This window comes from Kribbella monticola, from assembly GCF_003261635.1.
In the GTDB taxonomy this organism is placed as follows: domain Bacteria; phylum Actinomycetota; class Actinomycetes; order Propionibacteriales; family Kribbellaceae; genus Kribbella; species Kribbella monticola.
The window spans coordinates 1-13,437 of the sequence record NZ_QFXK01000022.1 but is presented as its reverse complement, the minus strand read 5'-3'; the positions used below and the strand labels follow the sequence as shown (position 1 = coordinate 13,437).

Sequence of the window (13,437 nt, the reverse complement as noted above, 5' to 3'; positions counted from 1 at the left end):
TTTCGAGCCTTTCAGTTCTTCGCCTGGACCGCGGTCGGCGCGACACCGTTCTTGGCGTCGACACCGCCGTACTGGCCCGCCTTGCCGCCGGCCTGCTCGACCAGGGCGAACACGATCGTCGCCTGACCGCTCGGCATGTTCGCGACATCGACGGAGGACAGGCTCTTGGTCGCGTCGGCGTCACCGCGCAGCGACTTCAGCAGGCCACCGTTCTGCGCGGTGTCCGGCGTCCCGGCGACCACCACGCCCGCGCTGCCCGCATCCAGTCCCTCGGCGAAGTCCACCGCGTCGTTGTACGACGAGTTGTCCGGGGCCGGCGTCGGCGGGTCCGCGGCGACCACCACAGCCAGGCTGCAGCGGTCCTTCGGCGTCGGCTTCAGCGACAGCAGCTTCGAGCCGGTCAGTCCGCTGATGATCTTGGTCGCCTCGGAGTCGACCAGCTTGCCCTCTTCCTTGCCGGCGACGCCGCGGGCCAGGATCATGCCGGCCCGCTGGTACGTCGTACTGTCGGCCGGGAAGGTCACGTCGGCGGTGACGAGCTCGTTGACCAGCGGCTCGACCAGCTGCCGCTGACCCGGGTCGAACAGCTTGCTGTCCAGCGCGATCCGGGTGGTCACCTGGCCGCCGGCCGCCTCGATCGTGTCCTGCACCTGGTTCGCCAGGTCGCCGTCGGCCGAGGGCATCGTCACGACGCAGACCCGCTTGCCGGTCAGCTTGCCGACGGTCAGCCCGGCGGTCACCTTGGCGACGTAGTCGTCGCGGTACTTGTCCAGCGACTGTGCCTGGATGAGCTCGGCGCGGGCATCCTCCAGCGCGGCCCGGTCCTTCTTGGCCTGCGCCTGGACGACGTCGGCGCCGGTCCCTTTCAGCGGCCCGGCACCGAGCACCACACCGGCGCCCAGGGCGAAGAAGATCGCCACGATCGAGACGATGTGGTAGCGAAAGTCGATCACGTGAACAGCTCCCGGATCCAGTAAACGAAGTCGTTCCAGCGCGCCTTCATGATCGACCACAGCACGTCGTCGGCACCGATGACCACCATCGCCACGCCCAGTGCGAACAACCCGGCCACGATCAGCGCTATCACCTGGAAGGTAGACACCCTGCTGCGGTACAGCCGGCCGACACCCTTGGCGTCCACCAACTTGGCACCGACCCGCAACCGGGTGATGAAGGTGCTCGCCATCCCGGAGCGCCCCTTGTCGAGGAACTCCACCAGCGAGTTGTGGGTGCCGACCGCGACGATCAGCGACGCACCCTTGGAATCGGCCAGCAGCATCGCGACGTCCTCGCTGGTGCCGGTGGCCGGGAACTCGATCGAGTCCACCCCGAGCCGCTCGAGCCGCTCCGCGCCCGGCGCGCGACCGTCGCGGTAGGCGTGCACGATCACCTCGGCGCCGCACTTGAGCGTCTCGTCCTTGACCGAGTCCATGTCGCCGACGATCACGTCCGGCACGTAGCCGTTCTCGACCAGCGCGTCGGCGCCACCGTCGACGCCGATCAGGACCGGGCGATACTCCCGGATGTACGGCCGCAGCGCGACGAGGTCCTCGCGGTAGTCGTACCCGCGGACCACGATCAGCACGTGCTTGCCGTCCATCGGCGTGTGGATCGCCGGTACGCCGACGCCGTCGAGCAGCAGGTCACGCTCGCGGCGCAGGTACTCCAGCGTGTTCGCGGTGAACGCCTCGAGCTGGGTCGACAGGCCCGCGCGGGCGTCGTCCATCTGCTCGGCTACGGTCTGGGTGTCCTGCGACAGCCCCTTGGCGATGACTTCCTCGCCGCGGTACAGCACGCCGTCGTGGACCCGGACCCGTTCGCCCTCGTGCAGCACCGAGAACACCTCGCGGCCGATGCCGTCGACCAAGGGGATCCCGGCCTCGACCAGGATCTCGGGCCCGAGGTTGGGATAGCGGCCGGAGATCGAGTCGGACACGTTGAGGACCGCGCCGACCCGGCAGTCCACCAGGGCCTCCGCGCTGACCCGGTCCAGGTCGACATGGTCGATCACCGCGATCTCGCCCGGCTTAAGCCGTTTGGTGAGATTCTTGGTACGGCGATCCAGCCGGACCACTCCGGTGATCCCGGGCAGTTCAGTGGGGCGTGCTCGACGCAGGCTGGGCAGTTTCATCGCGCTCTCATCCTGCCATGTCAAGAGCCTTCCGCCCGCCTTTTGAACCCGGGGCAGACTCATTCACATTCTCGTACCCGCTGACAACCCGCTGAATCATCCTTTTGACCCAGTGGTGAGCAAGCGGGCACCGACGGTGACGATCAGCGCTTCTTCTTGCGTGATTTCGTATGCCGCTCCGCCGCCAGCGCCAGCAATTCCTCGGCGTGTGCCTGGGCCGCGTCGGAGTTCTCCAGGCCGGCCATCATCCGGGAGAGTTCCTTCAGCCGGGCGTCGTCGTCCAGCGCGACCAGGCCGCTGGTGGTGACCGAGCCGTCGTCGCTCTTCAGCACCACCGCGTGCCGGTCGGCGAACGCGGCCACCTGGGGCAGGTGGGTCACCACGATCACCTGCGCCTTCTCCGCCAGCCGGGCCAGCCGCTTGCCGACCTCGACCGCCGCCCGGCCACCGATCCCGGCGTCGATCTCGTCGAAGACCAGCGTCGGCACCGGGTGCGTGTCGGACAGGATCACCTCGAGCGCGAGCATGACCCGGGACAGCTCACCGCCCGAGGCGGCCTTCTGCAGCGGGCGCGCCGGGCTGCCCGGGTTCGCCGCGAAGCAGAACTCGATCTCGTCGGCACCGAACGGTCCTGCGGTCGTCTCGTGCACCTCGACGGTCAGCGTCGCGTGCGGCATCGCCAGGCCACTCAACTCTGCCGACACCGCGACCCCGAGCCGCGCGGCCGCTTCCTTGCGAGCCGCACTGACCTGGCTGCCGAGATCCTTCAGCTGCGCCTGCAGCTCCAACTGCTCGGCGGTCAGCAACTCGACCCGCTCGTCGCTGCCGTCCAGCTCGGCCAGCCGGGCGGCCGATCGCTTGGTCCATTCGAGCACCTCGTCGACGGTGCCCTCCTGGTCGCCGTACTTGCGGACCAGGCCGGTCAGCAGGCTTCGCCGCTCACTCACCACGGCCAGCCGGGCCGGATCGGTGTCGATATCGGCCGCGTACGACGAAAGCTCGCCGGCCAGATCCGCCGCGAGATAGCCCAGTTCGCCGGCCCGGTCGGCGAGTTCGGCGAGCTTGTTGTCGTGCTCACGCTCGCCGTCGAGGACCTGCTTGGCCAGCGAGAGCAGGCCCAGTACGTCGTTCGGCCGGCTCGAATCGAGGTCGTCGGAGGCGAGCGCGTCGCCGGCCGTGGTGGCCGCCGACCGGAGGCCATCGGCGTACGCGAGGCGCTCCTCCTCGGCCGCCAGTTCGCGGTCCTCGCCCGGCAACGGCTCGGCCTTCGCGATCTCGTCGAGCCCGAACCGCAGCAGATCCGCCTCGGCCAGGCGATCGCGCTGCCGGGTGGTCAGCTCGATCAGCTCGGCCTCCACCTCACGATGCCGCTTGTACGCCGACGCGTACTCCCCCAGCGGCACCAGCACCGCCTTGCCGGCGAACGTGTCCAGCGTCTCCCGCTGCCGCGCGGGCTGCAGCAACCGCCACTGGTCGGCCTGCCCGTGGATCGCGACCAGGTCGCCGGAAACCTCGGCGAGCACCGACACCGGCACGGAGGCGCCGCCCAGGAAGGCCCGAGACCGGCCCTCGGACGACAATTCGCGGGCGATCAGCAACTCGTCGTCGTCATCCAGCTCGCCGCCGCGCTCCTCGGCCTCCCGGACGATCGACTTCGGCACGTTGCGCGCCCTGCCCTCGACCCGCGCACGCCGTACGCCGTGACGGACCAGGCCGCTGTCCGCGCGACCGCCGAGCAGCATGTTCACGCCGGTGACGACCATCGTCTTGCCGGCGCCGGTCTCACCGGTGACCGCGGTGAAGCCGGGATCGAGTTCCAAGGTGGCGTCCTCGATCACGCCCAGCCCGGTGATGCGGATCTCGGAAATCATCGCCCTACTTCTCCTCTTGTGCGCTCTGCTTGCGCCGATTCAGCTCGGCCGTGCCACGCCAGCCCAGCACCGGCAGGTCGAACTTGGCCACCAGCCGGTCGGTGAAGGAGGCCTCGTGCGCCCGCGCCAGCCGGACCGGCATCTTGCCGCGCCGGACCTCGATCCGGGCACCCGGCGGGACCTCGACCATCCGCCGGCCGTCGCACCACAACACCCCGCGCCCGTGCCAGGCCGCGACCAGCTCGACCGACAGCTTCGACGTCGGCGCCACCACGATCGGCCGGGAGAACAGCGCGTGCGCGCTCAACGGCACCATCAAGATCGCCTCGACCTCGGGCCAGACGATCGGGCCGCCGGCGGAGAACGCGTACGCCGTACTGCCGGTCGGTGTTGCGACCACGACGCCGTCGCAGCCCCAGCGCGACAGCGGCCGGCCGTCGACCGCGACCAGCACCTCGAGCATCTTCTCCCGGGCGGCCTTCTCGACGCTCGCCTCGTTCAGCGCCCAGGTGTCGAAGACCAGTTCGCCGTCGACCCAGACGTCGACCGCGAGCGTCATCCGCTCCTCGACCGTGTACGTCCGGTCGACCACGACCTGGACGATCCGCTCCAGGTCGTCGACCTCGGCCTCGGCCAGGAAGCCGACGTGTCCGAGATTGACGCCGAGCACCGGCGTCCCGTGCGGGCGGGCCAGCTCGGCGCCGCGCAGGATCGACCCGTCGCCGCCGAGCACGATGATCAGCTCGACATCCTGGGCCGCCTTCTCCGCGTCGTACGCGATCTCGACCGGGTCCAGCTCAAGCGCCTCCGCCTCGTCGCCGACCAGCCGGACCACCAGGCCCGCGCCGGTCAGCAGCCGGTGCGCCTCGCGCGCCACCTCGACGGCGAACTCGCGGCCGGTGTGCGCGACCAGCAGCACCCGCCGCGGATCGGACGCCTGCTCGACCACGGGGCTCCCCACCTCTTCTACTTCCAGCTCTCCGGTCACTGCGGACCGCTCTCGATAGCGGTCCGGAGCATCGTCTCATCGAGAGCAGGTGCAGAACGCCGTATCCACAGGAAGTATTCGACATTTCCTGACGGACCGGGCAGCGGACTGGCCGCCACCGACTCGACGCCCCAGCCGAGCTCGGCTGCTTTCGCCGCCACCCCGCGGACAGCGTCGGCCCGCAACTCCGGGTCCCGTACGACACCGCCCTTGCCCAGCCGCTCCTTGCCGACCTCGAACTGCGGTTTCACCATCAGCACCAAGTCGCCGTCCGGCGTCACCACGCCGAGCAGCGCCGGCAGCACCAGAGTGAGCGAGATGAAGCTCAGATCGCTGACGACGAGGTCGACCGGTACGCCGCCGATGTCCTCCAGCGTCAGGGTTCGGACGTTCGTACGGTCCATCACGGTGACCCGGTCGTCGGTCTGCAGCGCCCAGACCAGCTGGCCGTAGCCGACGTCGACAGCGATCACACTGGCGGCCTCATTGCGCAGCAGGACGTCAGTGAACCCACCGGTGGACGCACCCGCGTCGAGGCACCTACGCCCCTTCACCTGTACGCCGGTGAAGGCTTCCAGTGCGCCAACGAGCTTGTGGGCTCCGCGCGAGGCATAGCCCGGGTCGTCGGTCTCAGAGGTGTCCACCAGGATCGGCGCGTCGGCGCCGACCCCAGTGGCTGGCTTGCTCGCGACCGTGCCCGAGACCTTCACCTTGCCCGCGGCGATCAGCTCGCTGGCGTGCTCCCGGGACCTCGCCAGGCCGCGCCGGACCAGCTCAGCGTCGAGCCGGGACCGCCTGACTGCCTTGGCCACTCAGCCTGCCCTACTCATTCAGCCTCACTCATTCAGCCACGGTCCTCGGCGTCGGCCTCGACCAGCGCGGTCTGCAACCGCTCGTGCAGATCCGCATACACCTCGGCATGCTCGGCGACCGGCCGCTCCCGCAACTCGTCCAGCCGAGCCATCGCCTCCTCGACCAACGGGTGCGGAGCATCCTCGTCCCGCTCCTGCACAGGCTCTGGCGAACGGGGCTCGAAAGAAGCCGGAGACGGGACAGGCGGCCGGGGCTCGAAAGAAGCCGGAGACGGGACAGGCGGCCGGGGCTGGAACGACGCTGGAGAAGGAACAGAGGGCCGAGGAATGACTATTTCCTGTGGCTCTTCTGCTGGCTCTGTTACTTCGCCCAACTCGTCTACTGCAGGCTCTTCTTCGACCTCGTCCACTACCAGCGACGCCTCGAAAGCCTGCTCGGTATTTTCTTCTTCAGCCGGCAGTTCGCCGTACAGGGTGAAGCCGGCCAGCAGCGGGTCCGTGTGCGGGACGCCGTGCTGACTCGGCCGGTACGTCGACTGTGCGCCGGGCTCGGAGTCGTAGTCCGGCTCGGGGCTCTCGTCGGGCTCCGGTTCGTACCCGGGCTCGACGTCGGGGTCGACCTCCGAGGGGAACTGCTCGCCGGGATGATCCGTCACGTCAGGCCTTCTTCGCCGCGGCCTTCTTGGCCGCCTTCTTCACCACGGCCTGCTGCGCCGCGCTCTTCTTCGCCGTGCTCTTCTTCGCCGGCGCCTTGTTGGCGACCGGGCTCGGCACCGGTGCCTTCTCCGCCACGGCCTTCTGCACCGGCGCCTTCTTGACCGGAGCCTTCTTCGCGGCCTTCACCGGAACAGCAGCCTTCACCGGAGCCGGCGTCGAGGTCGCGCCGGCAGCCGACGTCGCCGCCGAACCCTTCGCTGCCAGCTCGTCCTTCGCGTCGGCCAGCTCGCGTTCCAGCCCCTCGACCCGCCGGGTCAGCGCCGCGACCTCTTCGGACCGGACGAACCCGAGTCGCGCGACCGCGCCCTCGACCTCGTTCGCCACGATCGCCTGCAGCAGCTGGCGGTTGCTCTTGCTGGTGGCAACGATCTCGTCCGCGAGTTCGGTCACCTTGCCGGTCAGGCCAGTGGTCAGCGCGTCCGCACCGGTCTGCTGCAGCAGCGCTTTGGCGGCCTGCTGGGCCCGCTGCTTCGTCACCTCGGTCAGACCGTTCGCCAGCTGTACATAGCCGCGCAGTGCATCCATCACCATGACTGCCTCCTTGCTAACTTCGTCCTCGCCTCAACGGTCCGGGCCTCGTTGCCTGCCACGGTATCGCGCCGACCGCGCATTACCAGGCCACCCATGCCTTCCGCCAGCCCGAGTTCTCGTACCGGACGCTGCTATTTCGCCAGTCCGACCTTCCGCAGGGCCGCGTCGATAGCAATGGACTCCGCCGTCGGCGCCGGCTTCGGCAGCGGCCGCCGCGCCCGCGAGGCACCCTTCGCCGCGGGCTTGGTCTCGTTCTTCGGGGTCCCGTCGGCCGCGGCCCACACGGCCGAGAGGATCGCCCGCAAACCGTCGTACGGCGCTCCTTCGCCGGTCACCGAGACGGCACTGTTCACGACCTCGGCCGTCCAGCCCGCGCAGCTGTGCTTGCTCCCGTCGACCGTGACGCCCGCCTGCTTCTGGGCCAGTGCGGCGAGATCGGCGGCGATGTACGTCGGTCGCTGGTTCTTCGGCGCCACCGCGAGATCGTGGGGGCCGTGCACGCCGGTGGCGACCCACAGGCTGGCGATGCCGACCGCGTTCGCGCCTTCGATGTCGGAGTCGAGCCGGTCACCGATCATCAACGGCCGTTCGGCTTCCAGCCGCTCGATGCTGGTCTCCAGCAGCGGTGGCTCAGGCTTGCCGGCGACGATCGGGTCCACCTCGACCGCGGCGCGAACGGCCTGCACCAGCGTGCCGTTCCCGGGTGCCTTGCCGCCGGCCGTCGGGATGGTCAGGTCGAGATTGGTCGCGTACCAGCGGGCACCTTCGTTGATCGCGTGCGCGCCGTCCGCGAGCATCACCCAGTTCACCTCCGGGTGGAAGCCCTGGACGACGGCGACCGGGTCCGCATCGCTGCTGTGCACCGGCTTCAGCCCGTACTCCTCCAGCGCGACGTAGAGTCCCTCACCGCCAACCACGAGCACCGGCGAACCCTTGGGGAACTCCCCGGCGATCAGCTTGGCGGCCGCCTGCGCCGACGTCACCACGTCCTCGGCGATCACGTCCAGCCCGAACGACGCCAGGTGCGCCGCAACCGCGGAGGCGGGCCGGCTGGCGTTGTTCGTGACGTACCCGATCCGCATGCCGTCCTTGGCCGCCTTGCGGAGGTGGTCGGGCGCATCCGGGACCGGATCCGGGCCGACGTACACGACGCCGTCCAAGTCCAGCAGCGCCACGTCGTACCGGCTGGCGAGCGGTTCGTCACATGCCGACAGTGGAGGGGGCGATTCCTGTGTTCTCGTCACCCTTCCCCCCGTACGATGCCGCCCATGTCGGAAGCCACCGAAAGCGTGCTGCGGTTGCAACCACTGCGCGCCTGGCGGTTCGTCGCGGGGAAGGTGAGCGCACTCGGCGCGGTGACCTCGCCGCCGTACGACGTGCTGGAACCCGCCCTGGTCCGGCGGCTGACTGATTCTGATCTGCACAACATGGTGAGGCTCATCCTTCCACGCGATCCCGACCTCGGTCGCGGCCGGTACGACGAGCCCGCGCGACGGCTGGTCGGCTGGCAGCGCGACGGCATCGTGGTGCAGGATCGCCGGCCCGCGCTGTACGTCTACGAGCAGCGGCTCGGCGGCGCGACGCTGGTGGGTCTGGTCGGTGCGCTGGGTCTCGACCCGGCCCGCAAGGTCGTGCTGCCGCACGAGAACGTCATGCAGCACTGGGTCGACGACCGGTACGACCTGATGGAGGCGACCGACGCCGATCTCGAGCCGATCCTGCTCGCGTACGGCGGTGGCGGTACTGCGAGCGACGCGGTCGACGAGGCGCGCTCCGGCGTACCGTGGCTTGTCGCGGACACCGAGAACGGCGCGCATCACCGGATCTGGCGGATCGAGGACCCGGACAAGCTCGCCGCGATCGCCGCCGAACTCGCGAGCCGCGAGGCCCTGATCGCCGACGGCCACCACCGCTACGCGGCGTACCTGGAACGCTCTCGCCGCTCGCCGAACCGTCCCGGCACCGACGTCGGCCTCGCCATGTTGGTCGACAACGAGCGGCACCCGCTCACGCTGGACCCGATCCACCGAGTCGTCCCAGGCCTCACCCTCGACCTGGTCAAAGCCCGTACGCCGGACGGCTGGGAGGTGCTGCCAGGGCGGGTGGAAGGCGTGCCCGACAGGATCGCCATCTTCGACGGGACCTCATGGGTCACCGTGCATTCCACTGAGGGCCAGGTGGCTCCGACAGTCTCCCTGCTGCACGACGAGCTGCTGCCGGCCTGGGGCGTCGCTGTGGACGAGATCTCCTTCCACCACGCGCTCACGGACGCCACAGCGCTGGCAGGGCCCACACAGGCCGCTGTGGAGCTCGTAGCGCCCCGGATGGATCAGGTACTACGGTCCGCTCTGCGCGGCGCCGTACTGCCGCAGAAGGCCACGTCGTTCGGTCCCAAACCGCGCGTGGGACTGCTGTTCCGCACGCTCAGCTGACCTTCTTACGGCCGGTGGTAGAGGGTCAGGAACTCCTCGCGGAGGGGCTTGCGGGCAGCTCGGTGCCGCTCGATCAGACGACCGAGAGAGAAGGACATCCGGGCGTCGGACTGTCCAGCAGCGTCCTTGGCCAAAAGGTGAAGGGCATCGGCGGCCGCGCAATGATCCTGGTGCTGACCGAGGAGCTCCTGGAATCGCGCCGCCTGGATCGCGGTCTCCTTCGCCTCGTCGCCGAGCACGGACGCGGTGGTGTCGGCGGCGTACCGGACTCGCTTCGCCAGCAACCGCACCTCGTGCCAGTCGTCGTCGGGAGTCCAGGGCTTCAGCTTCTCGGCCGCGTCGTTGAACTTCCCGCGGGCCGAGTCGAGCAGTTGCGGCAGCACCTCGACGCAGGGGCTTTCAGCCTTTGCCTTGAGCTTGGGGCGTGCTCCGACGGTCTGCAGTGTGTTGACCAGCCGGGCCGTGCGATCTCCGGTGACCGCTTCGGCGGATCTCGCCGCAGCCCGATCCAGCCCGACGGTCAGCGTGGTGAGAATCGCCGCGAGGTGGTCGGGGTCGTCTTCACTGGTCGCGTTGTCGCGGACCAGCGCGGCGATCACCTCGAGGTCGCGGGCTTCGCCGCAACTGGCGGCCAGCCAGGACAGCTCGGTCCGCAGCTTGTCGGCCCATTCGCCGGCCAGGAGTTTGCGGAACAGCTTGAGGTCGCTGCGCAACCGCCGGCAGGAAACCCGCACCTGGTGGATCGCGTCGTCCTCGGAGTTCTCCACCATGGCGATCGCCCGCAACAGCCGTTGCGTACCCCGGGTCAGCGCCTCCCCCACCAGCGAACCCACCGGCGATTCGGGCGTCAGCTTCTCCGGGTTCTCCACCGCCCCATTCTCACCGACAGCGCCTGATGCCCGCTCCCGACACAGCAAACGGCCCAAGCAGAAGGCGATCGCTCACCTCCCACCTGGGCCGTCACTCGACTCAGTCCTTCTCGTCGTCCTTCACAACACCCTCGACCACATCAGCCTCGTCATCCTCAGCCTCACCGACCTCGACATCACCAGCCTCGTCGTCCTCAACGTCGTCGGTGCCGTCAGCCTCGTCGTCGTCAACGTCAGCCTCGTCGTCCTCAACATTGTCGGTCACGGGCTCAGCCTCGTCGTCGTCAACGTCGTCGGTGACCTCAGCCTCCTCGGTGAGGGGCTCGTCGTCCACGTCTTCAACCAGCTCGTCCTCGGCGGTCTCGGCGTCGTCCTCGACCTCGTCGACGAACTCGTCGTCCTCATCGTCGACGGAGTCGTTCTGATCGTCGACGGAGTCGTTCTCGACCAGCTCGTCGGGCTTGAGATCGTCGTCGCTGTCGAACTCGTCCTCGTCGTCCAGGTCGGTGAACTGCAGACCTTCCAGCTCGGCCGCACGCTCAGCCGCGCCCGTGGAACCGTCCTGGTCCACCCCGGCCGCGCGGTGGAACCACACCAGCGCGTCCTCGGTACGACCCGCCTCCGCCAGCGCATCGGCGTACGCATACCGCAGTCGCGGCAACCACTCCGCCCGCGTCCGCTTCGTCAGCTCCGGTACCTCGAGCGTCTGGATCGCCGCAGCGGTCTGTCCCATGTCGCGACGCGCGCCGGCCGCGACGATGAGCATCTCCATCTGCGAACCCTCTTCGAGCAGCACGACCTGCTTCTCCCGCGACAACGCGAGCGCCTTCTCCGGCCGCCCGAGCGCACGCTCGCAGTCAGCCATCATCGGCAGCACTTCGTGGTTCCCCGTCATCCGCCGTACCGCACGGAATTCGGTCAACGCCTCGTCGTAGTGCTCAGCCAAGTACGCCGTGATAGCCACAGCCTCCCGTACGCCGCCCAGCCGCGCCGCCAGCCGCCGAGCAGTCTTGGCGTGCTGATACGCCAGCTCCGGGTCGACGTCCAGCAACTGCCCAGAGGCCACCAAGTGCTGCGCGACCAGGTCCGCCAGGCTGCGCGGCAAGGACCGCAGCTCCGCCTTCGCACCCTTGTCCAGCTCAGCGCCGGTGATGCCTGCCGGGATCACCGGATCGTCCCGACGCGGGCCAACCCTCTCCTCGTCGCTCCGGCCGACCCCACCACGGCGGTCGTCACCACGTCCACCGCGCTCAGGACGATCACCACGGCGAGGACCACCACGCTGGTCGCGACCACCACGGTCATCGCGCCGAGGCGACCGCTCACCCTGATACCCGGTCCGATCGTCACGACGAGGCTTGTCAGCCCCTACCCGATCATCACTCCGAGGCCCAGTCCGCTCGCCACCCTTGAACCCAGTAGGTCGATCATCCCGGCGCGGCCCACTCCTATCGTCACGCCTCGGGGCACTGCGATCGTCGCGCCGCGGAGCCCCACGCCCAGCAGCCCCACGATCATCCCGACCAGACGCCCCACGCTCACCACTCCGGTCATCCCGCCGAGGCGCACCCCGATCGTCCCCACGCGACGCCCCGCGGTCCTCCCAACGGGAACCACCAGCCCCGCGCTCATCCGACCGCGGCGCACTACCCCAGCGCGAACCACCGCGGTCATCCCCGCGAGCACCACCCCGGTCGTCACGCCCCGGAGCCCCACGGTCATCACCACGCGACGCACCACGGTCTTCCCAGCGCGATCCACCACGGGCGTCGCCGCCCGCGGCCCCACGGTTGTCACGGCGAGGCGCACTACGGTCGTCTCCACGCGCGCCACGGTCTTCCCAGCGCGATCCACCACGCTCGTCGCCACCCGAAGCCCCGCGGCTCTCCCAGCGCGAATTCCCACGATCGTCCCCACGGGACGTACGGTCGTCGCCGCCGGAGCGGTTCTCCCAGCGGGAGTTGCCACGGTCGTCGCTGCTGGCGGCGCCTCTGCCTTCCCAGCGAGAGGAACCGCGGTCGTCACGAGGTGCACTGCGGTCATCGCCACGCCCCGCACCCCGGTCTTCCCAACGGGAAGCGCTCCGGTCGTCACGCCGGGGAGCACCACGGCCGGTGCCACGATCGTCTCCAGCGGAGCCACCGCGGCTCTCCCATCGGGATCCACCACGATCATCGCGACGCGAAGCGCCACGGTCGTCTCGGGAGGCAGACCTGTCGTCACGACGCGGCCCACGCTCATCAGGTCCATCCAACTGACCACGGAACGGATCGCGGCCAGGAGCACCCCTGTCATCCCACCGCGTGTTCCGCTTCGGCTCCGGCCGCTCGTCACGGCGCGGCCCACGAGCACCACCACTCCGCGGCGCACCGCCGCGAGGCCCAGACCCACCGGCCCCAGCGCGGTAGCCACCACCGGTACCGCCAGTTCCACCGGACCCACCGGCTCCACCGCGATACCCACCACCGGAACCACCCGACCCAGAACCGCCCGAGTACCCACCGCCAGAACCCCCGCGGTAACCACCCCCGGAGGAACCAGCACCAGATCCACCAGAGCCCGCACGCGACCCACCGCCGGACCCCCCGGATCCACCAGAGCCGCCCCGGTAACCACCGCCGGAGCCACCAGTACCGCCAGAACCCCCGCGATACCCGCCGCCGGAGCCGCCAGTACCGCCGGAACTCGCGCGATACCCGCCGCCGGAACCACCGGTGCCGCCGGAACCGCCGCGGTAGCCACCGCCAGAGCTGCCGGCGCCGCCGGAACCGCCGCGGGGGCCGCCCGAGCCGCTGGAGCCGCCGCGGAATCCGCCGGAGCGACCGCCGCCTGAGCCGCCGGCACGGCCTGATCCGCCGGACGAACCTCGGCCAGAGCGGTCGCCCGGGCCAGAACGGGGGCTGCGAGGTGGCGTAGCCACGGTGACTCCTATCGATCGGTACGACGTGTTGCGCTCAGACAAAGCTACCGGCAAGACCACCGGCACAAATGTTAAGGGCCACCCGTGTGGGTGGCCCTTAACAGTGTGAATGTCCGGCGACGTCCTACTCTCCCACGACCTCCCGGTCGCAGTACCATCGGCGCTG

At 69.6% G+C, this 13,437-nt stretch carries 13 protein-coding genes; 1 reads left to right on the top strand and 12 read right to left on the bottom strand.

Annotation, left to right across the window (positions count from 1 at the left end; translation table 11 throughout):
• Window positions 1-11: 11 nt before the first annotated feature.
• The 8 genes from DIZ26_RS09165 to DIZ26_RS09130 all read right to left on the bottom strand — a co-directional run bounded on the left by DIZ26_RS09165 (window position 12) and on the right by DIZ26_RS09130 (window position 8,294).
• Window positions 12-953, bottom strand: a complete 942-nt coding sequence (locus DIZ26_RS09165) for a copper transporter (protein ID WP_112239356.1) — start codon at window positions 951-953, stop codon at window positions 12-14.
• Entirely contained in the window at window positions 950-2,131 is a 1,182-nt protein-coding gene (gene steA, locus DIZ26_RS09160) for a putative cytokinetic ring protein SteA (RefSeq protein WP_112239354.1), read from the bottom strand. The genes DIZ26_RS09165 and steA overlap by 4 nt, the downstream gene beginning before the upstream one ends.
• 143 nt (window positions 2,132-2,274) lie before the next feature.
• Window positions 2,275-4,002, bottom strand: coding sequence for a DNA repair protein RecN (gene recN / locus DIZ26_RS09155; RefSeq protein WP_112239352.1), 1,728 nt, complete (start codon window positions 4,000-4,002; stop codon window positions 2,275-2,277).
• A gap of 4 nt (window positions 4,003-4,006) precedes the next feature.
• Entirely contained in the window at window positions 4,007-4,951 is a 945-nt protein-coding gene (locus DIZ26_RS09150; protein WP_112239350.1) for an NAD kinase, read from the bottom strand.
• A gap of 35 nt (window positions 4,952-4,986) precedes the next feature.
• On the bottom strand, window positions 4,987-5,802 hold the full coding sequence (locus DIZ26_RS09145) for a TlyA family RNA methyltransferase (RefSeq protein WP_112239348.1): 816 nt from the start codon (window positions 5,800-5,802) through the stop codon (window positions 4,987-4,989).
• A 32-nt stretch (window positions 5,803-5,834) separates the two neighbouring features.
• Window positions 5,835-6,458 carry a hypothetical protein gene (locus DIZ26_RS09140; protein WP_112239346.1) on the bottom strand — a complete coding sequence of 208 codons (624 nt, stop codon included), beginning with the start codon at window positions 6,456-6,458 and terminating at the stop codon, window positions 5,835-5,837.
• 1 nt (window position 6,459) lies between these two features.
• Window positions 6,460-7,050, bottom strand: coding sequence for a polyhydroxyalkanoate synthesis protein PhaF (locus DIZ26_RS09135; RefSeq protein WP_112239344.1), 591 nt, complete (start codon window positions 7,048-7,050; stop codon window positions 6,460-6,462).
• Window positions 7,051-7,181: 131 nt separating this feature from the next.
• Window positions 7,182-8,294 (bottom strand): HAD-IIA family hydrolase, encoded by a 1,113-nt coding sequence (locus DIZ26_RS09130; protein WP_112239342.1) that lies wholly within the window; start codon window positions 8,292-8,294, stop codon window positions 7,182-7,184.
• 24 nt (window positions 8,295-8,318) lie between these two features.
• Here DIZ26_RS09130 and DIZ26_RS09125 point away from each other — a divergent pair, with 24 nt between their 5' ends.
• Complete coding sequence (locus DIZ26_RS09125) at window positions 8,319-9,482, top strand: DUF1015 domain-containing protein (RefSeq protein ID WP_112239340.1); 1,164 nt, start codon at window positions 8,319-8,321, stop codon at window positions 9,480-9,482.
• 5 nt (window positions 9,483-9,487) lie between these two features.
• Here DIZ26_RS09125 and DIZ26_RS09120 read toward each other — a convergent pair whose 3' ends face one another.
• The 4 genes from DIZ26_RS09120 to DIZ26_RS09105 all read right to left on the bottom strand — a co-directional run bounded on the left by DIZ26_RS09120 (window position 9,488) and on the right by DIZ26_RS09105 (window position 12,904).
• Entirely contained in the window at window positions 9,488-10,351 is an 864-nt protein-coding gene (locus DIZ26_RS09120) for a CHAD domain-containing protein (protein ID WP_112239338.1), read from the bottom strand.
• Window positions 10,352-10,451: 100 nt separating this feature from the next.
• Window positions 10,452-11,519 carry a tetratricopeptide repeat protein gene (locus DIZ26_RS09115; RefSeq protein WP_232828213.1) on the bottom strand — a complete coding sequence of 356 codons (1,068 nt, stop codon included), beginning with the start codon at window positions 11,517-11,519 and terminating at the stop codon, window positions 10,452-10,454.
• The gene (locus DIZ26_RS09110) at window positions 11,516-11,701 is read right to left on the bottom strand and encodes a hypothetical protein (RefSeq protein ID WP_112239337.1); all 186 of its coding nucleotides are present in this window, start codon (window positions 11,699-11,701) and stop codon (window positions 11,516-11,518) included. The genes DIZ26_RS09115 and DIZ26_RS09110 overlap by 4 nt, the downstream gene beginning before the upstream one ends.
• Before the next feature lie 18 nt (window positions 11,702-11,719).
• The gene (locus DIZ26_RS09105; protein ID WP_198676009.1) at window positions 11,720-12,904 is read right to left on the bottom strand and encodes a hypothetical protein; all 1,185 of its coding nucleotides are present in this window, start codon (window positions 12,902-12,904) and stop codon (window positions 11,720-11,722) included.
• Window positions 12,905-13,437: the final 533 nt, after the last annotated feature.

What these genes read in the sequence shown, in the direction of transcription:
- steA (WP_112239354.1), bottom strand. Translation starts at nt 2,131, where the DNA reads ATGAAACTGCCCAGCCTGCGTCGAGCACGCCCCACTGAACTGCCCGGG.
- recN (WP_112239352.1), bottom strand. Translation starts at nt 4,002, where the DNA reads ATGATTTCCGAGATCCGCATCACCGGGCTGGGCGTGATCGAGGACGCC.
- DIZ26_RS09135 (WP_112239344.1), bottom strand. Translation starts at nt 7,050, where the DNA reads ATGGTGATGGATGCACTGCGCGGCTATGTACAGCTGGCGAACGGTCTG.
- DIZ26_RS09125 (WP_112239340.1), top strand. Translation starts at nt 8,319, where the DNA reads ATGTCGGAAGCCACCGAAAGCGTGCTGCGGTTGCAACCACTGCGCGCC.